General features: G+C 36.4%; 21 protein-coding genes, 3 tRNA genes and 1 rRNA gene. 8 read left to right on the top strand and 17 right to left on the bottom strand.

The features are described from left to right. Positions 1-131 precede the first annotated feature (131 nt). The 8 genes from LNP19_RS01200 to idi all read right to left on the bottom strand — a co-directional run bounded on the left by LNP19_RS01200 (position 132) and on the right by idi (position 4956). Positions 132-205, bottom strand: a tRNA-Ala gene (locus LNP19_RS01200). A gap of 143 nt (positions 206-348) precedes the next feature. After that, positions 349-422, bottom strand: a tRNA-Ile gene (locus tag LNP19_RS01205). 130 nt (positions 423-552) lie between these two features. Continuing rightward, positions 553-2066 (bottom strand): 16S ribosomal RNA (locus LNP19_RS01210). An 891-nt stretch (positions 2067-2957) separates the two neighbouring features. Next, positions 2958-3031: transfer RNA gene (locus tag LNP19_RS01215), tRNA-Thr, on the bottom strand. A 78-nt stretch (positions 3032-3109) separates the two neighbouring features. Next, a complete protein-coding gene (locus LNP19_RS01220; RefSeq protein WP_230062986.1) occupies positions 3110-3376 on the bottom strand; it encodes a hypothetical protein in 267 nt (88 codons plus the stop codon). 127 nt (positions 3377-3503) lie between these two features. Beyond that, positions 3504-3974 carry a peroxiredoxin gene (locus LNP19_RS01225; RefSeq protein ID WP_230062987.1) on the bottom strand — a complete coding sequence of 157 codons (471 nt, stop codon included), beginning with the start codon at positions 3972-3974 and terminating at the stop codon, positions 3504-3506. After that, positions 3974-4384, bottom strand: coding sequence for a 6-pyruvoyl trahydropterin synthase family protein (locus tag LNP19_RS01230; protein WP_230062988.1), 411 nt, complete (start codon positions 4382-4384; stop codon positions 3974-3976). Before LNP19_RS01230 ends, LNP19_RS01225 begins: the two co-directional genes overlap by 1 nt. A 44-nt stretch (positions 4385-4428) precedes the next feature. Beyond that, positions 4429-4956 carry an isopentenyl-diphosphate Delta-isomerase gene (gene idi, locus LNP19_RS01235; protein WP_230062989.1) on the bottom strand — a complete coding sequence of 176 codons (528 nt, stop codon included), beginning with the start codon at positions 4954-4956 and terminating at the stop codon, positions 4429-4431. Between the two features lie 296 nt (positions 4957-5252). Here idi and msrB point away from each other — a divergent pair, with 296 nt between their 5' ends. Together msrB and msrA are read left to right on the top strand one after the other, a co-directional pair. Continuing rightward, entirely contained in the window at positions 5253-5810 is a 558-nt protein-coding gene (gene msrB / locus LNP19_RS01240; protein WP_230062990.1) for a peptide-methionine (R)-S-oxide reductase MsrB, read from the top strand. 2 nt (positions 5811-5812) lie between these two features. After that, complete coding sequence (msrA, locus tag LNP19_RS01245; RefSeq protein WP_230062991.1) at positions 5813-6430, top strand: peptide-methionine (S)-S-oxide reductase MsrA; 618 nt, start codon at positions 5813-5815, stop codon at positions 6428-6430. A 14-nt stretch (positions 6431-6444) separates the two neighbouring features. Here msrA and LNP19_RS01250 read toward each other — a convergent pair whose 3' ends face one another. After that, positions 6445-8025, bottom strand: coding sequence for an NAD(P)/FAD-dependent oxidoreductase (locus LNP19_RS01250; RefSeq protein WP_230062992.1), 1581 nt, complete (start codon positions 8023-8025; stop codon positions 6445-6447). 203 nt (positions 8026-8228) lie between these two features. On the opposite strand from LNP19_RS01250, the gene LNP19_RS01255 reads away from it, so the two are divergent. Further along, positions 8229-8465, top strand: a complete 237-nt coding sequence (locus LNP19_RS01255; RefSeq protein ID WP_230062993.1) for a hypothetical protein — start codon at positions 8229-8231, stop codon at positions 8463-8465. Between the two features lie 120 nt (positions 8466-8585). Here LNP19_RS01255 and LNP19_RS01260 read toward each other — a convergent pair whose 3' ends face one another. Beyond that, complete coding sequence (locus LNP19_RS01260; protein ID WP_230062994.1) at positions 8586-10784, bottom strand: ATP-dependent DNA helicase RecQ; 2199 nt, start codon at positions 10782-10784, stop codon at positions 8586-8588. 86 nt (positions 10785-10870) lie between these two features. Here LNP19_RS01260 and LNP19_RS01265 point away from each other — a divergent pair, with 86 nt between their 5' ends. The 4 genes from LNP19_RS01265 (at position 10871) to lptB (ending at position 13848) form a co-directional block, all read left to right on the top strand. Further along, the gene (locus LNP19_RS01265; protein ID WP_230062995.1) at positions 10871-11836 is read left to right on the top strand and encodes a KpsF/GutQ family sugar-phosphate isomerase; all 966 of its coding nucleotides are present in this window, start codon (positions 10871-10873) and stop codon (positions 11834-11836) included. Then, complete coding sequence (gene tatC / locus LNP19_RS01270; protein ID WP_230062996.1) at positions 11836-12642, top strand: twin-arginine translocase subunit TatC; 807 nt, start codon at positions 11836-11838, stop codon at positions 12640-12642. Before LNP19_RS01265 ends, tatC begins: the two co-directional genes overlap by 1 nt. Beyond that, complete coding sequence (locus LNP19_RS01275; RefSeq protein ID WP_230062997.1) at positions 12643-12996, top strand: carboxymuconolactone decarboxylase family protein; 354 nt, start codon at positions 12643-12645, stop codon at positions 12994-12996. It begins immediately after the preceding gene. Between the two features lie 111 nt (positions 12997-13107). Next, positions 13108-13848, top strand: coding sequence for an LPS export ABC transporter ATP-binding protein (gene lptB, locus LNP19_RS01280; RefSeq protein ID WP_230062998.1), 741 nt, complete (start codon positions 13108-13110; stop codon positions 13846-13848). A gap of 125 nt (positions 13849-13973) precedes the next feature. Here lptB and LNP19_RS01285 read toward each other — a convergent pair whose 3' ends face one another. Both LNP19_RS01285 and LNP19_RS01290 read right to left on the bottom strand, forming a co-directional pair. Next, a complete protein-coding gene (locus LNP19_RS01285) occupies positions 13974-14837 on the bottom strand; it encodes a glycoside hydrolase family 25 protein (RefSeq protein WP_230062999.1) in 864 nt (287 codons plus the stop codon). Between the two features lie 10 nt (positions 14838-14847). Further along, positions 14848-15549: a CDP-alcohol phosphatidyltransferase family protein gene (locus LNP19_RS01290; RefSeq protein WP_230063000.1), complete on the bottom strand. Its 702-nt coding sequence runs from the start codon at positions 15547-15549 to the stop codon at positions 14848-14850. Between the two features lie 315 nt (positions 15550-15864). On the opposite strand from LNP19_RS01290, the gene LNP19_RS01295 reads away from it, so the two are divergent. Then, positions 15865-17007: a lipoprotein N-acyltransferase Lnb domain-containing protein gene (locus LNP19_RS01295; protein ID WP_230063001.1), complete on the top strand. Its 1143-nt coding sequence runs from the start codon at positions 15865-15867 to the stop codon at positions 17005-17007. 40 nt (positions 17008-17047) lie between these two features. Here the strand turns inward: LNP19_RS01295 and LNP19_RS01300 are convergent, their stop codons facing one another. The 5 genes from LNP19_RS01300 to LNP19_RS01320 all read right to left on the bottom strand — a co-directional run bounded on the left by LNP19_RS01300 (position 17048) and on the right by LNP19_RS01320 (position 22745). After that, positions 17048-18439: an exopolysaccharide biosynthesis polyprenyl glycosylphosphotransferase gene (locus tag LNP19_RS01300; protein ID WP_230064197.1), complete on the bottom strand. Its 1392-nt coding sequence runs from the start codon at positions 18437-18439 to the stop codon at positions 17048-17050. A gap of 197 nt (positions 18440-18636) precedes the next feature. Continuing rightward, the gene (locus LNP19_RS01305; protein ID WP_230063002.1) at positions 18637-19983 is read right to left on the bottom strand and encodes an O-antigen ligase family protein; all 1347 of its coding nucleotides are present in this window, start codon (positions 19981-19983) and stop codon (positions 18637-18639) included. Continuing rightward, positions 19980-21059 carry a glycosyltransferase gene (locus LNP19_RS01310; RefSeq protein ID WP_230063003.1) on the bottom strand — a complete coding sequence of 360 codons (1080 nt, stop codon included), beginning with the start codon at positions 21057-21059 and terminating at the stop codon, positions 19980-19982. The genes LNP19_RS01305 and LNP19_RS01310 overlap by 4 nt, the downstream gene beginning before the upstream one ends. A gap of 104 nt (positions 21060-21163) precedes the next feature. Next, positions 21164-22285 carry a glycosyltransferase family 4 protein gene (locus LNP19_RS01315; RefSeq protein WP_230063004.1) on the bottom strand — a complete coding sequence of 374 codons (1122 nt, stop codon included), beginning with the start codon at positions 22283-22285 and terminating at the stop codon, positions 21164-21166. A gap of 247 nt (positions 22286-22532) precedes the next feature. Then, entirely contained in the window at positions 22533-22745 is a 213-nt protein-coding gene (locus LNP19_RS01320; RefSeq protein WP_072944341.1) for a hypothetical protein, read from the bottom strand. Positions 22746-23228: the final 483 nt, after the last annotated feature.

Consider the following 23228-nt stretch of genomic DNA (forward strand, 5'->3'; position numbering starts at 1 on the left):
AAACGCTTTCTACTTTTAATATTTTTCTTATCTCAATATGTCAATGAACTTTGATTCAGTGTTCAGTCTACAGTTTTTAGTATTCAGTTTTACCCGAACACTGATCACTTTTTTTCTGACCACTTCTTTTGTGGAGAATAACGGAGTCGAACCGTTGACCTCCTGCGTGCAAGGCAGGCGCTCTAGCCAGCTGAGCTAATCCCCCATTTTTTAGTTGTCAGTTAACAGTTTTCAGTTAACAGCACTTAAAACGGTTACTCAACCTCTAAAATTTCCTTTTTTACTAAGCTTTTCAGTTTTTTATTTTGTTTTTTATAATTTACAATTCATAATTAACAACTTAAAAAGTAGTCCCGGGCAGACTCGAACTGCCGACCCCTACATTATCAGTGTAGTACTCTAACCAGCTGAGCTACGAGACTCTGTTTTTACTTAATTTTCATTATTTTTTAAATTAACAGCAAGAGCAATAAATTCTTTAAATATTTTCCAAATTCTCTTTTCGTCTCTTTCCTTAACGTGTTGATAAATCAACTAACAATAAGGCTCTAGAAAGGAGGTGTTCCAGCCGCACCTTCCGGTACGGCTACCTTGTTACGACTTAGCCCTAGTTACCAGTTTTACCCTAGGCAGCTCCTTGCGGTCACCGACTTCAGGCACCCCCAGCTTCCATGGCTTGACGGGCGGTGTGTACAAGGCCCGGGAACGTATTCACCGGATCATGGCTGATATCCGATTACTAGCGATTCCAGCTTCACGGAGTCGAGTTGCAGACTCCGATCCGAACTGTGACCGGTTTTATAGATTCGCTCCTGGTCGCCCAGTGGCTGCTCTCTGTACCGGCCATTGTAGCACGTGTGTAGCCCAAGGCGTAAGGGCCGTGATGATTTGACGTCATCCCCACCTTCCTCACAGTTTACACTGGCAGTCTTGTTAGAGTTCCCGACATGACTCGCTGGCAACTAACAACAGGGGTTGCGCTCGTTATAGGACTTAACCTGACACCTCACGGCACGAGCTGACGACAACCATGCAGCACCTTGTAAATTGTCTTGCGAAAAGTCTGTTTCCAAACCGGTCAATCTACATTTAAGCCTTGGTAAGGTTCCTCGCGTATCATCGAATTAAACCACATGCTCCACCGCTTGTGCGGGCCCCCGTCAATTCCTTTGAGTTTCATTCTTGCGAACGTACTCCCCAGGTGGGATACTTATCACTTTCGCTTAGCCACTGAAGTTGCCCCCAACAGCTAGTATCCATCGTTTACGGCGTGGACTACCAGGGTATCTAATCCTGTTCGCTACCCACGCTTTCGTCCATCAGCGTCAATCAATTAGTAGTAACCTGCCTTCGCAATTGGTATTCCATGTAATCTCTAAGCATTTCACCGCTACACTACATATTCTAGTTACTTCCTAATAATTCAAGTTTAGCAGTATCAATGGCCGTTCCACCGTTGAGCGATGGGCTTTCACCACTGACTTACTAAACCGCCTACGGACCCTTTAAACCCAATGATTCCGGATAACGCTTGGATCCTCCGTATTACCGCGGCTGCTGGCACGGAGTTAGCCGATCCTTATTCTTACGATACCGTCAAGCTGGTTCACGAACCAGTGTTTCTTCTCGTATAAAAGCAGTTTACAATCCATAGGACCGTCATCCTGCACGCGGCATGGCTGGATCAGGCTTGCGCCCATTGTCCAATATTCCTCACTGCTGCCTCCCGTAGGAGTCTGGTCCGTGTCTCAGTACCAGTGTGGGGGATCTCCCTCTCAGGACCCCTACCCATCGTAGCCTTGGTAAGCCGTTACCTTACCAACTAGCTAATGGGACGCATGCTCATCTTTCACCGTTGTGACTTTAATACTAAGTTGATGCCAACTCAGTATACTATGAGGTATTAATCCAAATTTCTCTGGGCTATCCCTCTGTGAAAGGTAGATTGCATACGCGTTACGCACCCGTGCGCCGGTCTCTTGGTTCGAAAACCAATACCCCTCGACTTGCATGTGTTAAGCCTGCCGCTAGCGTTCATCCTGAGCCAGGATCAAACTCTTCATCGTATATTATGCGAATCAAATTACTTTGATTCTATTTATGTTTGACTGAAGATCTAGTGGTTTTATTATAATCTATCGATTCTATTACTCTTATTCTTTTGTTTTAAGATCTCTCTTAAAACGGCTGTCAATTCAATATGTCTAGGAACGTGTCTTATCTTTTTTTTCGTCTCGTATAACTCACTAAGTGTGTTTCTCGAAGCGGGTGCAAAAGTACAACTTCTTTTTAATCTCGCAAGAAAAATTTAAAGTTTTTTTTCGAAGTTTCAAACCTCTTTTCTTTAATCTTTCTTACCAATCTCTCAAGGAACTTTGCATATTTTGCGGGGTGCAAATGTAACAAGCCAATTCAAATCTCACAAGTTTTTTTTGATTTTTATTTTAGAAACCTTAATCCCTAAATCAAATAATAACTAGCAATATCTTAATGAACTTTGTCGCTGTTGCGGGTGCAAAAGTACCACCTTTATTCGCTTAAACAATACTTTTGAACAAGTATTTTTTACCCTTTTTAAAACTTTTTTTTAACCAACTGAAAACGTGTGTCTTGAAATTGTAGCATCTTAAACTTTAAAACTCTTTTTATGAAAAAGAGGCACTTTGACCATAAAAAATAACCAAAATTCTTCTTTATGCCTCTAAAAATAGATATCAAACACCTAACCTAGCCCTGATAGAAGCCGAAATCCTTCCAGTCCCGCTTGCGGACACGAAGATTCTAGCGAATAGCAAGTACATGCTACGACTTTAACTTTTTCAAAACTAAATATACATAAGGTATCACACAATCGTGAAATGCTACGACTTTAACTTTTGAGCTTTGGATTCCCAAAAATCATCAAACTAGCATATAATAAAAAAACCACCTAACAAAAGTTAGATGGTTTTACGATGAGCCGGCGGAGGGACTCGAACCCACGACCTGCTGATTACAAATCAGCTGCTCTAGCCAACTGAGCTACGCTGGCGTCTCATTTCGGGTGCAAATATACAGCGGTTTTTTAATTATCCAAAATAAATTCGCCCTTTTTTATCCTTTTTTAAGACTACAATTCGTTGATTTTAGCAATCAATTGATTAGCAGTTTGTTCCAATTCAGCATTAATTTGTTTGAAGTGCGCTTTTTTGTTTTCAACGTTTTTAGCGTTCACTTTTGCGATCAAAACATCAAAAGCAGCAATAGCTTCATCTATTAAATCATTAGTTTCTGTTGTAGGTTTCCCAGTTGTAGAAATTTCAAACAAATAAACTGCTTCAATAATATCTCCTAAAACGTAGTTGATGTCTTTTTTTAAATTCTTAACGTTTGCCATTTTTCTTTAATTTTAATTTGCGTCTGCAAAAGTACACATAATCTTTCTATTAACGACTATTAAATCTAATTTTCTAATAATGACGTTTTTCGAACCAAAAAAAACGTTCCGTTAAAACCAATTCAAATTATTTCGCACGACCTTCACTAATTTCTCTAATCATTTCTAAAGCCTTTGATATGTGCTTTGCAGCCATCATACTATCAAAGATCATTTTCACAACCCCACCTCTATCTATGACATAAGTAACTCGTCCAGGAAGTAGTCCAAATATATTTGACGGTACTCCAAAAAGCTTTCTGATGTTTTTATCATTATCAGACAATAATATAAAAGGCAACTTATACTGTTTAGCAAAATTTTGATGAGAATCGACACTATCGCTGCTAATACCGATAACTTCGGCACCTAAATCTTTGAAATCCTCATATTGATCGCGAAAACCACAAGCCTCAGCAGTACAACCTGGTGTATTGTCTTTTGGATAAAAATAAATAACCAAAGGTTTTTTTCCTATTAGCTCTCTACTGTCAAAATCATCCCCTTTAGCATCTTTAGCCAAAAAATCAGGGACTCTATCACCTACCTTTAATGCCATTATTCTCCTTTATAGGTTACAAAATTACGAGGCGTTTCATAGAGAACTACTTCTAAATCAAACTCTGACTTAATTCTTTTTCGGATTTTATTCCAAATCACCACTACAATATTTTCTGCTGTTGGATTTAGATTTTCAAATTCAGGAACATCCAAATTCAGGTTTTTATGGTCAAATTGACTCTCAACTTCTTCCTTTATAATATCGGATAAAATCTTGACATCTATAACAAATCCAGTTTCCTGATTCACTTGACCCGTAACACTCACAATCAACTCATAATTGTGTCCATGAAAATTAGGATTGTTGCATTTGCCAAAAACAGCATCATTTTGCTCAAAAGTCCAATCCTTGCGATACAATCGGTGAGCCGCATTAAAATGTGCCTTTCTACTTATGGTTACTTTCATGTTGAAATTTAGGGTTTAAGATTCTATATCTAGGATTGTATGTCCTAAATTTTATGGTCTTCCAAAAAATGATAAAATTCGTCGAAAATTATTTTAAACCATACCGTATAAATTTCTGGATGTACTTCCATATCTTTTTTAACCTCGTCAATAGCCATCCATTTCCAACTTTCGACTTCATCCTTATTTATTATCGGATTTTCATTATAATACCCGATCATTACGTGATCAAGCTCATGTTCTGTCAAACCATTATCAAAGGGTGCTTTGTATATAAAATGAAACAATTCCTTAAGTTCTGTATTGAAACCCATTTCTTCAAATAGTCGACGATTTCCTGCTTGAATATTCGTCTCTCCTTCTCTTTGATGGCTGCAACATGTATTGGTCCATAATAATGGAGAATGGTATTTGTGATGAGCACGCTGCTGCAACATGATTTCATTTTTATTATTCAAAACAAAAACCGAAAAAGCACGGTGTAAAACTGCCTTTTCGTGCGCCTCTAATTTAGGCATCAAACCAATTTGCTCATCGGCTTGGTTGACTAATATTACGTTTTCTTCTATCATATCATTTTTTAGCAACACAAAAATACAAAAAAGATAATCATTGACAGGGGCTTTAACATTCTCTTTCTATTTGTTTAGTTTAAACCAATATTCGTAAGAAAAAACACCATCACTGCTTTATCGTTTTATTACTATTACTATAAACGCCAGAACTTAAAAACCAAAAATCGTTTTTTATCGTAATTAACAATAGTTAAAACTTGCACAAAGAGCTGTTAAATTGTAAAATAAACAACATTGAATAACAATTTAGCAACTTAACTTTGTAATATACAATCACCAAAGATCTTTACCCTATGAAAACAACTTCATTTTTAAACCTTCTGTTTTTGCTTCCCTTATTGACATTTACTGCTTGTGGACAAACAGCAAACAAACACTACCAATCTCAAAAACATACTATCATGGAAAATAAAATCAGCAAACCGGAAAACCCCTATTATTCAAACACAGATACTACAAAACTGAATTTGACCGATGCCGAATGGAAAAAAGTATTAACCGAAGATGTCTATGAAGTAATGCGCCATGCCGACACCGAAAGACCTTTTACAGGGAAATACTGGAATACCGATGAAAAAGGAACTTATTACTGTACTGCTTGTGGTAATAAATTATTTCGATCCGGAGCTAAATTTGCCAGCAATTGCGGTTGGCCTAGCTTTTTTGAACAGGACAATAAAAATAGCGTAGTCTATAAAAATGATAATTCACTAGGAATGGAACGAATCGAAGCACTTTGCGGCAGATGTGGAGGACATCTTGGACACCTTTTTGACGATGGTCCTACTCCTACCGGAAAAAGATACTGCATGAATTCCATCGCTCTTGATTTTATACCTGATACTAAATAACTATGAAAAAATTAATTTTATTAAGCCTGTTTCTAACTGCTAGTCTAATTGGACAAAATAACAAAACTGCAAAAAAATCCAATTTGGAAACAATCACCCTAGGCGGCGGATGTTACTGGTGCGTTGAAGCTGTTTATGAAAACTTAAACGGAGTTAAATCAGTAATATCTGGTTTTTCAGGAGGAAAAAATGCCAATCCAAGCTACCAAGAGGTTTCTTCGGGCAAAACGGGATATGCAGAAGTGGTTCAAATAACCTATGACAAAACGATCACTAACTTAGATGAAATATTCAAAGTTTTCTTTACCGTTCACGATCCTACGACACTCAACCGACAAGGCGCGGATGTGGGCACCCAATACCGCTCTGTTATTTTCTACAAAAACGAAGAACAAAAACTAGCGGCGCAAAATATTATAAACGCTTTGAACAAAGCAAAAATATACCAAGATCCTATAGTGACAGCATTGGAACCATTCAAAAACTTTTATAAAGCCGAAGATTATCATCAAAACTATTATGAAAACAATAAAAATCAGCCCTATTGCAGGATGGTCATTCAACCCAAAATAGAGAAATTTGAAAAACTGTTCAAAGACCGATTGAAAAACAAAAAATGATTTTAAAACCTCGACTAACTATTATTCGAGGTTTTTTTATTCAAACTCTCGCCAATTTTTAAGGCACATTTCTCCCCATCAATCGCTGCCGAAATAATTCCACCGGCATAACCCGCGCCTTCACCACAAGGATACAAACCTTTTATTTGCAAATGTTCGTATGTAAATGGATCTCTCGGAATACGCACCGGTGAGGAAGTTCTGGATTCAGGTGCATGAAGTATGGCCTCATTCGTCAAATACCCTTTCATCGATTTCCCAAACTCAGAAAAGCCTTCTCGCAATATTTGGGTCAAAAAGCCCGGAAAAACCTGTCCCATCTCGACCGAAGCAGTTCCAGGAACATAAGAGGTCTTTGGGATTTCGGAAGAAACTTTATTTTTTGTAAAATCAATCATGCGTTGGGCTGGGACTTTTTGAGTTTGTCCTGCCAAATTCCATGCCTTTTGTTCGATACTTTTTTGGAATTCCATTCCTGCCAAGGCGCCAAATTTTGCAAAAGGCTTAAAATCTTCTAACTTTAATTCGATGACAATCCCAGAATTAGCCGTGGCCTGATCCCTTTTTGAAGGTGACCAACCGTTAGTTACCACTTCGCCGGGACTCGTTGCGCAGGGTGCAATCACACCTCCCGGACACATACAGAAAGAATACATTCCTCTACCCCCCACTTGCTTTACAATACTATAAGGAGCGGGCGGCAAGAATTCACCACGATAATCACTGCTATACTGAATACTGTCTATTAAAGATTGCGGATGCTCTGCTCTTACTCCTAAAGCAAAAGATTTTGCCTCAATAAATATTTTCTTTCTATCCAATAACTCAAAAATATCACGGGCAGAATGCCCTGTAGCCAAAATCATTTTGTTAGCCAAAATAGATTCTCCTTTTTGAGTTACCACACCTTGAACTTCATTATTTTTTACCAAAATATCAGTGACACGGGTTTCAAACAATACCTGCCCTCCGCATTCGATGATTTTTTCTCGTATATCTTGAATAATTTGAGGCAACTTATTAGTTCCAATGTGCGGATGAGCATCCACTAAAATATCTGGAGTAGCACCATAAGCAACAAACAATTCTAAAATTCGGGTTACATCTCCTCTTTTTTTAGAACGAGTGTATAATTTCCCATCTGAATAGGTTCCGGCTCCGCCTTCTCCAAAACAATAATTAGAATCCTCATTAACCACATGATCTACATTGATGGCTTTTAGATCCCGACGACGACCGCGAACATCTTTCCCTCTTTCTATCAAGATAGGCTTTAAACCCAATTCAATTAATTGCAAAGCGGCAAAAAGCCCAGCAGGACCAGCGCCAACCACAATAACCTCTTGGGCAGTTGCTACATTTTTATATTCAGGAAGTTGCAATTTTGTTTCCTGAAATGGTTCATTATTGAAATAAACCGACACTTTCAGATTGATTTTTATTGCTTTTTGGCGGGCATCAATCGAGCGCTTTAATATGGAAACATGCTGAATTTCTTTTGGGGAAACCTTAATTTGTTTACCAATATAATCTTTCAGCAACAATTCGTTTGCAGCTATTTCCGGAGATACTTGTAAGAGGAGTTCTTGAGGCATTAGATATTGTTTATTTGTTGATTTTGCTAGTCAATAATTCGAAAAACAAAATCATCGTGCAAAAATAGTATTTTGAAGTGAACTTTACTTAAGATAAGCATTCAAAAGAATTACAAACTATTTGTACATTTACAAACTGAAAACAAAACAACCGATTTAACGACTAAATAGTTAGGCTGTTAAAAACAATTAACTCTGATAAAATGTCCAGACAAATAAAATTAATTTGGGATTTTCGTGGCCCAACTTCAGCAAAAACAGCCGAGCATCATGAGATTCACTTAAAAGAATACATTACAGCCGAAAAATTACTTTTGAATATTACTGGTTTTGAAATCTATAGCGAAATGCATGCTATTGCCTATATGGTAGTAAACGACGAAAACATGCTTCAAGTTCGTGATGCTTTAAAACCCCATCGCGGCGTCTTATTTGAATAGTTTTCAGTTCCTAATTTTCAGAAAACACAAAGCAGATTACAGATAGCAAAAAAAAGAATTCAGATTAAGTCTTTAACACCTCAATCTGAATTCTGCTTTCTAAAATCTGTAAATCGTATACTAATTCGCTACTTCACTGATAAATTTAATTCGCATCAGGCGCAATTCATCAATATCATAATCGCCTTCAAATTCCTTTAAAGCTTCCTCGATTTTATCGGTTGTGGACTCCATAAAATAGTCATGAATTTCTTCTTGCTGATCTTCGTCAAGCATATCGTCAATCCAATATTTTATGTTCAACTTTGTTCCTGCATAAACAATTTGTTCCATTTCTTTGATTAAACTATCCATGGTCAAGCCTTTTGCTTTAGCGATATCGTCCAAAGACAGTTTTCTGTCAATATTTTGAATAATATAGAGTTTATTTACTGAGTTGACTCCGGTGGATTTTACGACCAAATCATCCGGACGGATAATATCATTATCAGCTACATAATGACTAATTAAATCTATAAAATCTCTACCGTATTTTTTTGCCTTTCCTTCACCTACTCCATGAATATTGATTAGCTCTTCCAATGAAATTGGATATTTAAGTGCCATATCTTCCAGAGACGGATCTTGAAAAACCACAAAAGGCGGAACTCCTAATTTCTTAGCTACTTTTTTACGCAAATCTCGCAACATGCCCATCAATACTTCATCAGCAGTTCCCGTTGATTTGGCTGCAGTTACAATAGCTTCATCTTCGCTTTCATTGTATTCATGATCTTCTGACATCATAAAAGAGACCGGTTTTTTTATAAAATCCAAACCAGCTTTAGTAATCTTTACAATCCCATAAGTTTCTATATCCTTAGATAAATAACCCGCCACAAGTACTTGTCTAAGCAATGCCATCCAGTATTTCTCATCATGATTAGCACCAGACCCAAAAAAAGATTGAGAGTCCGTTCTATGTGCTTTTATAACTGCATTAACACGTCCTGTTAAAGTGAAAACGATCTCTTTGGATTTGTATAAATGCTTGGTATCTCTTACTACTTCTAACAATTTAAGGACTTGATCCTTGGCTTCAATTTTTGTCTTCGGATTTCTGACATTGTCATCCATATCTGCTCCTTCGCCTGTTTCGCTGTCAAATTCTTCTCCGAAATAATGCAGTAGAAATTTTCTTCGAGACATGGAGGTCTCAGCATAAGCTACTACTTCCTGCAATAAAGCAAAACCTATCTCTTGTTCAGCAACTGGTTTACCGGACATGAATTTCTCCAGTTTCTCTACATCTTTATACGAATAATAGGCTAAACAATGTCCTTCACCACCATCACGACCGGCACGACCTGTTTCCTGATAATAACTTTCTAATGATTTAGGAATATCATGGTGAATCACAAAACGCACATCCGGCTTGTCTATTCCCATCCCAAAAGCAATGGTTGCCACAACTACATCCACATCTTCCATCAAAAACATATCCTGATGCTTGGCTCTGGTTTTAGCATCTAATCCGGCATGATAAGGCACGGCACTTATTCCATTTACCTGCAAGACCTCGGCAATAGCCTCCACTTTTTTACGGCTCAAACAGTAAATAATTCCGGACTTCCCTTTGTGTTGTCTTATAAAACGAATGATATCCGCTTCTATATTTTTGGTTTTTGTACGTACTTCGTAATACAGATTAGGTCTATTAAATGATGCTTTAAAAGTAGTGGCATCAGACATGTCCAGATTCTTTAAAATATCCTCTTGAACTTTTGGGGTAGCCGTTGCAGTAAGACCTATAATAGGCACATCATCACCTAACTGCTTTATAATATGCTTCAAGTTTCTATACTCAGGCCTAAAATCATGTCCCCACTCTGAGATGCAATGTGCCTCATCTATAGCCACAAACGAAACTGTTACACTTTTCAAAAAAAGAACATTCTCTTCTTTAATCAAAGACTCTGGAGCAACATATAACAATTTAGTCAAACCGGAACTAATATCCTTTTTGACCTGTGCAATTTCTGTTTTTGTAAGGGAAGAATTTAAAACATGTGCAATTCCATTTTCCGAAGACAAACTTCTTATGGCATCCACCTGGTTTTTCATTAAAGCGATTAAAGGCGAAACTACGATAGCAGTCCCTTCCTGAATTAAAGCGGGCAATTGGTAACAAAGTGACTTTCCGCCACCTGTTGGCATAATAACAAATGTATTTTGTTTGTTAAGAATACTTTTAATAACCTGTTCTTGCAACCCCTTAAATTGGCTAAAGCCAAAATATTTTTTTAATTCTTTGTGGATATCAATTTCGTTTGAATTCATTCTTGATTATGTGGTATTTTGTATAAATTTGCATCATATAAAGATACAAAATTCTTTTACACATACAAATTTAAAATATTTCTGTTTTGATTTCAAAAGAAAATATATTGGCGATTGCCAAAAAAACCATTTTATCTGAAAGTGAATCGATTACAAACCTCCAGAATCTGTTGGATGAAAATTTTTCAGATGCAACACAGGCAATCTACAATTCTAAGGGACGATTAATTGTAACTGGCATTGGAAAAAGCGCTATCATAGCCCAAAAAATGGTTGCCACATTCAACTCAACAGGCACTCCCTCTATGTTCCTTCATGCTTCCGAAGCAATTCACGGAGACTTAGGAATGGTTCAGGCTGACGATATTATTATATGCATCTCAAAAAGCGGAAACAGCCCGGAAATAAAAGTTCTAGTACCGCTTTTAAAACGTTTTGGTAACACTTTAATTGCCATCACTGGAAACATGACTTCTTTTCTTGCCAAGGGTTCTGACTTTGTTCTGAACACCACCGTAGAAACAGAAGCTTGTCCTAATAATTTAGCTCCTACAAACAGTACCACAGCCCAATTAGTTATGGGAGACGCTCTTGCAGTTTGCCTGATGGAAATGCGTGATTTCAAAGCAGAAGATTTTGCCATATACCATCCCGGAGGTGCTCTCGGTAAGAAACTTTTACTTAAGGTAAAAGACATGCTAGAACACACTTTGAAACCGATGGTTTCTCCTGATAGCGCTATAAAAAAAGTGATTTTTGAAATTTCAGAAAAAAGACTCGGCGTAACAGCAGTAGTAAATCAGGAAAAAGTAGTCGGAATCATCACCGACGGTGACATTAGAAGAATGCTAAACGAAAGAGATTCTTTTGCCGATTTGACTGCAAAAGACATCATGACCAAAAATCCAAAACTAATTCAATCCACAGCAATGGTAGTGGATGCATTAAATATTTTAGAAGATTTCTCTATCACCCAATTAATTGTCGTAGACAATGGCGAATACAAAGGCGTTTTACACTTACATGACATTTTAAAAGAAGGAATAGTATAATGGCAAAGAAAAACCTAAACGAAATGTCGTTTCTGGATCATCTTGAAGATTTAAGATGGTTGCTGGTTCGAAGCACAATTGCAATAATAATAATGGCTGTAGTCACTTATTTCATCAGTGATTACTTATTTGACACCATCATTTTTGGACCTACTAGACCCACCTTTTTTACCTACGTCTTTTTTTGTGAACTATCCCATTCTCTTGGTTTTGCAGAAAGCATTTGTATAACCGAAATGCCATTTATCATTCAAAACACCCTGATGGAAGGACAGGTTAATGTCTTTATTTGGATTTGTATACTCGCTGGTTTTATTTTGAGTTTCCCTTATATTCTATGGGAAATTTGGAAATTCATTAGTCCCGCACTTTACACACAAGAGAAAAAAAATGCTAAAGTTTTTATCTTTTTCTCTTCTTTACTTTTCTTCTTAGGTGTACTATTTGGCTATTTTGTAGTTATCCCAATGTCAGTAAATTTCGTAGCAACCTTTACAGTTAGTGATATTGTAAAAAATCAATTTACCTTAGAATCCTATATTGGTATGGTAAAAACATCCGTACTGGCTAGCGGTTTATTTTTTGAATTACCCATCATCATCTATTTCTTGACCAAACTAGGACTGGTTACTCCCGAATTTTTAAGAAAATACAGAAAATATGCAATTGTATTGGTACTAATCATAGCAGCCATAGTCACTCCACCAGACGTTGTGAGCCAGACTATAGTTGCAATCCCAATGTTATTAATCTATGAGGCAAGTATCTTTATTTCGGTATTTGTCGCTAAAAATCAGAAAAATTAAATGGCTACAATAATCGAAGAATTCAATGAATATCGTTCTCGAATGAACGAAAAATTACTGGCTGATAACAATAAAATTGTAAAGCGAATTTTTAATCTGGACACCAATGCCTATGCGGCCGGCGCCCTTGATGTTAAAACAAAAGAGCTATTAGGACTAGTCGCTTCAGCTGTTTTACGTTGTGACGACTGTGTAAAATACCATTTAGAAACCAGTCACAAAGAAGGCGTTACTAAAGAGGAAATGATGGAAGCCATGGGAATCGCCACCCTAGTAGGAGGAACTATTGTAGTTCCCCATTTAAGAAGAGCTTACGAATTCTGGGAAGCACTCGAAGAAAGTGATACCAAATAATTGTTAAGAAACAAGATCGTTTAATTGTTTATTCGTTTATTTGACCCGATTAATCGCTTAACAAATAAACAAATACACCGTTAAACGAATAAAACGGTTAAACCCAATCATATGATATTAAGAGCCGAAAATTTAATAAAGACATACAAAGGGCGCAGCGTAGTAAAAGGGATTTCAGTCGAAGTAAACCAAGGTGAGATCGTAGGTCTTCTTGGTCCTAATGGTGCAGGAAAAACGACTTCCTTTTATATGATTGTAGGCTTGGTAAAACCCAATTCAGGAAACATCTATCTTGATGACTTGAATATTACCGATTACCCAATGTACAAAAGAGCGCAACAAGGCATTGGTTATCTGGCACAAGAAGCTTCTGTTTTTAGAAAACTAAGCATCGAAGACAATATATTAAGCGTATTACAGCTGACTAAGCTTTCAAAAGAAGAACAAGTAGCTAAAATGGAAAACCTCATTGCCGAATTCAGCTTGGAACACATTCGTACCAATCGCGGGGATTTACTATCAGGTGGAGAACGCCGCCGTACCGAAATTGCACGCTGTTTAGCTACCGACCCAAAATTTATCTTGCTTGATGAACCTTTTGCCGGAGTTGACCCCGTAGCCGTTGAAGATATTCAAAGAATTGTGGCTCAATTAAAGAACAAAAACATCGGGATCCTGATTACAGATCACAATGTTCAGGAAACTTTAGCCATCACCGATAAAACCTACCTGATGTTTGAAGGAGGAATCCTGAAAGCTGGAATTCCTGAGGAATTAGTAGAAGACGAAATGGTACGCCGCGTTTATCTAGGACAAAATTTTGAATTGAGGAAAAAGAAACTGGAGTTTTAATTTATATTTCAAAAGCAGAATTCAGGTCGCAGAAAATAAATAAATTAAAGCAGATTTCAGATAAAGTGTATTAACATCTAATCTGAAATCTGTTTTTTTTGCTAGCTATTTCGGTCTTCTAAAAACTATTCCAATGTAATGAACTGCAATTGCTGCAAATCTCCATTATAAATATTGACATCTACATTTCCTTTAATTCCTGATACAGAAGCTTTTTCAGTAAATTGCCAAAAGAGCCAATCTTCGTCCATTTTCTCTCGGTAAAAATTATAATTAGCTATCCAAAAAAGATAATCGCTAAACTCATCTTTCAAAAAATCATCATAATAACTTTCTCCCGTATAAATAATAGGCTTTACCTTATAATGAGCTTCTACAGCTTGAAGCCAGCGCCTCAAGCCTAGCTTTAATCGTTCTATAGATTGATTCTCAGGCAATTTTTCAATATCCAAAACCGGCGGTAAATCCCCTTTTTGCAAAGAAACGGTTTTAATAAAAAGTTCTGCCTGTTCTAGGGAATTTTCATTGGGACGGTAGTAATGATACGCTCCCCTGATGAGTTGTTGCTTTTTGGCTCCAAGCCAATTTTCCTTAAACTTCCTGTCCAATCGGTCATTTCCTACTGTGGCACGTACAAATACAAAGTCTATCGGATATTTATTTTCTAAAGAATCAACCGCTGACCAGTTAACTTCTCCCTGATATTCCGAAACATCTAAACCAACAGCCTTAGTTCCTTTTTTTTCCAATACCTGAAAATTCCGAACATCCGAAATACGTTTCTCTTCGGCTGAATCAGATAAAACCTTATCGGATTTGAAGCTAAAATAATAAGCCAAACCATCACGATAGTGATAAACCAAGCCAAAAAAGAGCAAGAATACAAGGGAAATTAAAGAGAAATTGACTAGCTTTTTTGAGAAACCACTGTTTTTCTTTCTCGGTTTACGAGCTACAGCCGTTTTTCTCCTTACTATTTTTTTTCTCATCTAGCAAAAACTACTTTTTAGAGAATGTATTATTCAATACAGACAGCAATACATAAACGATAATAATCAATGGAATGGCTAAATACTGTAAGAATAAAAGCAGTAGAAACGACAACAACAAGAAACCAATTTGAAGTGTATTTTCCTTAATGCTGAATTTTTTAATTTTCAAAGAAAACAATGGAATCTCGGCATTTAGAATATAAGCGCTAAACAAACTAATTCCTAAAAGAATCCAATTATTAGTCAATATTTCCAGCATCAATAAGGAATCTGAATATTTTAAAACCAATGGCAAACTCAAAATAAACAAGGCGTTAGCGGGTGTAGGCAAGCCTATAAAAGAATCCGTCTGGCGGGTATCGATATTAAAATTAGCCAAACGATAACAAGACCCCATGGTTATGATGAATCCTAAAAACGAGAAATAGGGATTTGAATTAGAAGCCGATTCCATCATCGAAAACATCACATAACCCGGAACCAATCCGCTGGTAACCATATCAGCCAACGAATCCAACTGTAAGCCTAATGGACTGGAAACCTTGAAGAGACGCGCAAAAAAACCGTCAAAAAAATCAAGAAAAATTCCCAAACAAACAAAATAGAAAGCCAATTCAAAATTAAGCTGAGCCACAAAAACGGCCGCTATACAGCCACAAAAAAGATTTAATAATGTGATGGTATTGGGGATGTGTTTCTTTATGTTCATAGTAAATTGATTTATCGTCTAAGCTGACAAATTTAATACAATAAGTGGTTGTGATGCTGGTTTTTTGATAGAGATTGTTAACAGTCTTTTACTCATTTCTATTTATTTAACCAAAGCAGAGCCCAAGCTCATTAAAAAATTATATTTTTGATAAAAATTACAAGGAGATTCCAGCAAAGACTAAATGTAAACAGCCGAAGGGATTTATAAAAAGATGTCTTTCACTTGAATCATTTTTAACCGCAAAAACACCATTTTGCATTTGATGTGTTCAAAATAAATCTTCTCTCTTTTAGCAATTAAATTATGATGACAATGAATTTATCGCTTTTAAAAAAAATTTCATTCCTAATTGTTTTACTAACAATAATTACAAATAATAGTTACGGACAAACTCCTCTATTGTCAAAAAGTGCCCTTGTGAGTGTTTTGACCTGTGGAACTGGTAATGAATCCTATTCCATGTTTGGCCATACAGCCATTCGCATTAGCGACCCGGAGCAGTTTATAGATGTGGTGTACAACTACGGTGCTTTCGATTTTAACACTCCTAATTTTGTAATGAAATTTACAAAAGGAGACTTACAATATTTTGCGGTAGCCCATTCCTATACTGACTTTATCAAGGAATATACCTATGAAAAAAGATCAGTTTATGAGCAGGTGTTAAACATTCCCGAAAAGCTAAAACAAAAGCTATTTGATAATCTACACGCCTCTTTGACCTCGGGCGACAGCCATTATACTTACAAGTTTATTGATAAAAACTGTACCTCGATGGTCGTGGACATCATCAACAAAACATTAGACACGGTTGCTATCGTAAAAAACACTGATACTGACCTTACCTATAGAACCATATTATATCCTTATTTTGACCATCATTTTTATGAGAAATTAGGAACGAGTATCATTTTTGGAAAAAAAGTGGATGAATTAGGCACTCAAATTTTTCTACCCTTAGAATTGCATAAAAGTTTAAAGACAATCCAGTTCAATCAAATTCCGCTGGTTAAAGAAAATAAAACCATTTTAGAATTCAATAAAACACCACCAACTTCCTGGTGGAATAACTACTACACTTACATCCTTTTTCTGGGATTACTACTCCTGGCAAATAAAAAAATCGGAAATCAATTGTTCTTTTTAGCAATGGGATTATTGGGATTATTCTTTTTATTTGTGGGCTTCTATTCAAGTCATCAGGAACTAGCTTACAATTATAACATCTTATTATTTAATCCTGTTCTACTTATTCTTCTTTATTTTTACCAAATGGAAAACAAGAAATGGATTTATAAACTGTCTGTTTTTAACTTGCTTGCTTTATTAGTTTATTTGATTGTACTAATCAACAAGGCTCATTTATTAATTGTACTTCCGTTGATTGTTACAAGTGCCATACTCTTAATCAAGCTAGCCTTAAAAAACAAAAAAAAGATTCCGATAATTATTTAAACAGCTGATAAGCTGTTTCTTTTTAGAAATTCTTAAAAGCTTATTGTCCTCTATAAAACAATACTGTAGTTATAGTTCTAAGGCTAATATTCAGGTCTAAATATACGCTTCTGTGCTTGATATAATAGAGATCATATTGCAACTTTATCAAGCTGTCTTGAATGCTTTCCCCATACGAATAGTTGACTTGTGCCCAACCGCTAAGACCCGGTTTAATCACATGTCTGGTTTCATAAAAAGGCATCAATTCTGCAATTTCATTGACAAAGTAAGGGCGCTCTGGCCTAGGGCCTATGATAGCCATATCTCCTTTCAGTATATTGTAAAATTGAGGAAACTCATCAATCCTGGTCTTTCTTAAAAAGCTCCCAAATCGAGTAACCCGAACATCATTAGCTACAGTAAAAACAGCGCCATTAGACTCCGCATCCTGAATCATAGTACGCAGTTTATAGATATTAAAAACGGTTCCATCTTTACCAACACGCTCCTGTTTATACATCAAAGTGCCTCTGTTTCCGATACAATTCCCTAAAAGAACCAGAGGTAATAATACGAATCCCAGAAGAATCCCAATTATAGACAAAAGTACCTCAAAAAAACGCACTATAGACAAATACAATTTATTGCTATTACTTCTACTGAAAGGAAAATAACGATAAAAATCTCTTGCCATATACTGCATCGGAATACGATGGGTTTTACTTTCATACACTTGGGTATACTCCCGAATGCTTCTGCCTGATTCTAATAGTTGTAGCAATTGTTGATATAATTCAGAAGTAATACCCTCTGTTTTTTGAGAAGCAACTACCACTTCTGAAACGCTATATTTCTCAACAAAAGAAGCTAAGTTGTTTTTCTCTATCTGTTGTACATAATCGAGATTCACAAAATCCTCAATAGGATCTACGCTCACATAGGCAATTATTTTATAATGAGGGTCAATATTCTCCAAACCCAAAATCAACTCTCGCAGTTGTTCCTTTTCACAAATCAAAACCACATTCTGAACAAATCGATTGCTAGCTAAAAACCGAACATAAAACAGCCTCCATAAAACAAGACTGATTAAAACAATTCCATAAAATAGAAGGATTTGAATTCTGTTTGTAGGCAAGGTGGGAGAAAAAATAGGCGTCAGCAGGTATACTAAAACGGTCGTAGAAACAGTAAGCACGGTACTTTTCAAAACTTGAAATTCATTACTGGCGACCTGAAGATTATACATTTCGAAAATCGAACCAAAGAAAAGAAGATATACTCCCAAAACCACTGTCCAGTAAAAATTACTGACAGAGAACTCTAAATAACTGATTTCAAACTGACTTTGAACAAAATATAAACTTAGAAAAACAAAAATAACATCAAAAAGACGAAGAAGGATTCTTCGCTCAGCAATTTCAAAATACATTTTGCTATTCGATATTATTTTGGCATTGGTATCCATTAGTTTGGGAATTTTGACTCTATCTAAATTCTAGCCTAGGTTAAGTTAAAACAATCCATCGGCCAAATAAAATATAATCCATCAAAAACAGAATATTCTGTTAAATGACAACTATTAACCCAAAACAATATCAAAAACAAAACACAAAAAACAACAAAAATGGCATAATGATAAATAAATCACGATACTTCATTCTGCCTTTTAGATTTACTCAATTGAACATTAAGTAATGAAAGAGAATATACAAATGCCGGAACAGCAGTTCGCATGGCGGCATGATTAATGGTTAAAAACCAAAAGGCTACAAAGCACAATAAAAACAGGTTAAAACTATTTTCGAGATACAAAATAAAAGGCGTGAAAAACAAAATCAATAAAGCCAATATACCCAAAGAACCATGTTCAGCCATCATCCGGGTGATTTCATCATGAGACAAAGTACCGTTTCCTGTTTCTGCCCTTCGAACCTCAACTCCCTTAGCAACTCCTACACCAAAAACAGGGTTTTTTAAAAACAGATCAATCTCATTCATTGCCACTTCCCCTCTACCTGAAAGTTGGGTTTGCTTTACCCTTCCCTTGGCATCTTGATTCGCATACCGCTTATTGATCAAGCCCCCGGTCTGAAACGAGGTGTAACTCCAACTTACGACAAGAGCCAAAGCAATCAACGAAATGATATAATTCAACTTCAACTTACCTCTTAAATTGGATTTAAAATACAGAAAAAGCAGTAACAACATTATCATTAATAAACCTGTGATCATCCCTCCGCGGGAAAAAGTAACCATTCCTCTATAGCTTATATTGACTGCTAAGATTAAATTGATGACAACCATGAATTTCGTTCTAGAATTCAATATAATTCTGGAAAAAAAGATAAACATCCCTAAGCCTAAGAAAGTAGCCACCTGATTAGGTCCATAACCTCCCGAAGTTTCAAAATTAGACTGGGTACTGGTCAATACATCCCGAATGTTAGGCGTATAAAAAGCCAGATAAACCATACAGCTGATAATGGGCAAGCCCATACAAAGCAGAATATCATACATCCGTTCCAATGCTATTTTCCGTCTATAAGTATAAATAGAAGCAACTCCAAGACAGACCGGTCCCGAGATATTAAAAGCAATTGTGGTCCGGATGTTAGTATCAAAATTCAATACAAAAGTCGAAAGGATGACACCAGGAATCAATAACAGTAAAAAAATCCAATACGGAACGGCTGTTTTAGAAAAACCGCTGTAGTACATCCCCATAACTAAAAAAATCATCACTCCATACTTAGAAAACTCATAGGAAATGGTTCCGCCAGTCATCCTTAAAAAAACCTCACTCCCAACCAGATAAGCTGCTACCAAAAGCACTTCTTGGTTTTTGTTTTGCTTTTTTATAATAAAATAGCTCCCTAAAAAAAGAATCGAAAACCCATAAACTTTTGCCAAAATGGGAAATAAAAAAATTACAAAACCAATCCCAATATGGAACAATATCAAATAGAAATAGTATAGTTCTTCTCTTTTCATTTAGCGATCTTTTGCAACCAATTTAAATAGTGTCGAATGACAACCTTAGTTGAATATTTATCCATCACAGTCCTATAAAATGCATTTCCGAAATCAATTCTTAGTTTCTCATTTTCAATTAATTGAACCAATGCTCCAAAAAATAATTCCTCGTCTTGCGCAACAACTATAAAACCGTTTTTATTATTCTGAACCAGAGAGGGGATTTCGCCCACTTGAGTCACAACTACAGGTATTTTACACCTTCCATATTCCAACAATGCCAAAGGAAAACCTTCTGATTTTGAAGTCAATACACCAATAGTCGATTGTCTAAGAATAGGACTGACATCTTCCCTTGAACCGTATAAGAAAACGGAATCCTCTAAATCATATTCAACAAGCAGTCTTTTAATTTCTTCCGAATAGGCATCCCCAAAATCCTTTCCTATCAAATGAAAGCTCCAATCGGGATGCGATTCCTTCATTCTTTTGGCAACTCTCAACAATAAAAAATGATCTTTCTGCATTCGTAAATTGGCCAGACAAACAATCCTCTTACCTTCGATACCTTTCAAAGAAGTTCGTTCAGAAACCGCATTCCAATCTGAAGGGAAATTATCCAAACAAATTGCATTTTTAAAATTCAAATATTCTTCTGACCAACTTCTTAACTTTTGGTTTACTGCAATTATCCCATCAAAAAAAGGTAGGGTTCTTTTTAACACAAAAGAAGTTCGCTCTAATAAAAATTCGTTGTTACCATAATGATCGTGCCAAATTAACTGAACGGAAGGGCAAACCAATTTCAACAAAGCCGCAATAAAAAAGGAACTGCTATGCGCATGGACAATCCTTATTTTATTTTTTTTAACATAAGCCCTCAATCTAAAAAGAGCCGCTAAGTCCAAGCTGTTTTTTTTATTCAAAAACAAATAAGAGACGCCTTCTTGTACTTGATTCCGCAATAGCCCTTCTTTTCTTGTGGCTACCAATCCCGAAAAATCAATTTCGCCCACAAGAGCATTCGCATAGTTAACTGCCATGCGCTCGGCACCACCCGCCTCAAGAGAATCTATAATTTGTACGATACGCATCTAAAGCTTGTTTTTCTATATTTGGCGAAATCAAAGTAAACAAAATTTATCAAATAATCCGCATTCAATCCTTGCATAAAACTATAAAAATCAGATAAATGCAATTAGTTTGACTGCAACAAATCTCCGATCTCTTTCTCAAAAACATCCAGGGTATAGGCTCTGGACCAGTCAACCGCTTTTTTTTGTTTCTCCTCATAATCTCCCTGATTCTCCAAAAGAAGTGCCATTTGTGCCTGATCTTTCTCTAAATCCATCTCAAGCAAAACCCCTCTGCGGCCATGATCCAACATATAAGGAACACAAGAAACAGCAGTCGCCAGCGGTACACAACCCCAGAACATGCCTTCGGCCACGGCTTTTGGCCAACCCTCACTAGCGGAAGGCAAAATCACAAAATGACTATCTTGATAGGCTTTTGTAAGCACAAGCTGTGACTGATTCCCTTTTAAAATGACAGCATCCATTAATTGATGCTCCCTAATATACTTTTCTAAAAGCTCGCGTTCCATCCCTTCCCCATACAAATCCAAATGTACTTGGTATCCTCTTTTAGCCAAAACGGCTATTAATTGTATAGCATATAATGGATTTTTGCTCCTTGATAGCGTTCCTGCAAAGACAAATTTAATTGTACCCTCTAATCTTTTAGATTTTATGGGTCGCTTTTCTTCTTCTTTATAAGTGGCTGTAAAAAAGGGTTTCACATTCGGGGAGCTGTCCCCCCACGCTCCATAGACTAAAACTTGCATGTTTCTGGTCAAAAAAGTATTGCTTAGCAACCACTTTTGCAAACGATAACTCCAAGGTTGCTTTGATTTGGGATCCCAATTTCCCGCATATTTGGCCGTTTTTATTTTTTTAGGAAACAGTATTTGAACAACGCAACCTATCAAACCAATATTCCCAGGACAACGCAAATGAATGTGATCGGCTTTTTGCATCGCTTTATAAATCTGCCAGCTTATTTTGGGTATTTTATAAATCGAAAGCAAAATCGTTTTTAGGCTTAAAACATCAAAGCCTGCAATAGGCATCAATTCAATGTTTTCGTGCTTATAACTGGCATCAATGGGGGCTTTGGCAGACTTCGCTATTGACGCCACCAGAATCACCTCATCCGCATTCCTGATCCAACTGTTCATTTCCCTCACATAGGGTGCATAGGCAAAATATTGTTTTTTTTGCAACAGATAGGGCACATGAGTGATGATGGCAAAAATCATTGGCTGATATTGGGTTGGGAATTCGTATTTCTATTGGTAAATATATTACTAAATATACTGATTATCAAGACCACAATTCATTCTAAAACTGATTGATCTGATGCAGTACTTCGAGATTGGACAGAGATTGAACCGATTTTGGCGAATATCTGTACCACATTTTATGGCTTGATCGATTTATTGGAAGAACCACCCATTATCGCATTTCATTACTTTTTACCCACAATGCTATGGCTTGTTACAGTTATTAAGATGCTTTTTGCATGTCGAATTTAGACAAGACTCCCAATACTTCCTCCAGATTTAAACCATAATAATGACAATATTCCTTTATAGTCACTTTCTGATGCGGTTCTTTGTTGAGGACTCTTTTCAAGTTTTGAATTTCCTTACGGGCATAGCTTTCACTTTTATCGGTGAGCATCCTGATATCGTTTGGGTAAATTACTATTCTTTTCATTTTAAACAGCTTACACAGCCTTTTATTTTACATCGAATATAAAATTAGAGAAGCTTCGAGTATAAACAAATTTTACTTATTAACGATGCTTTAGCGTACAATTTCCCCCTCCTTTCACAAACAATGCAAAACAAACACAAATGGCATCATTTTAAATTTTAGCACGATCACCACTAAACAAGAAATGATACAAAATGATACAAAGGCAAATTATTCCAATTGTTGATAAGTTATTAGAGCCTTCGATAAAAAGGGGATAATCATCGGTGACCGATCACAGTAAGTCTAAAGCTAAAATGGTATCCCTTGTATCCATCGCTCAGGGATCAAATATATTTATACCGTTTTTTTGTTTTGGCAACTTCCTAAATGTGTGTGGTTTTTATAGCGGTTTGTTGCAAGTATCTTGCGGGATGGTTGCGGGTATCTAGGGGTGTGTCAGATGGGGCGTCTTCCAAAATAAAAAAAGTGATTCGCAAACAG

This window comes from Flavobacterium acetivorans (assembly GCF_020911885.1).
GTDB classification, from domain to species: domain Bacteria; phylum Bacteroidota; class Bacteroidia; order Flavobacteriales; family Flavobacteriaceae; genus Flavobacterium; species Flavobacterium acetivorans.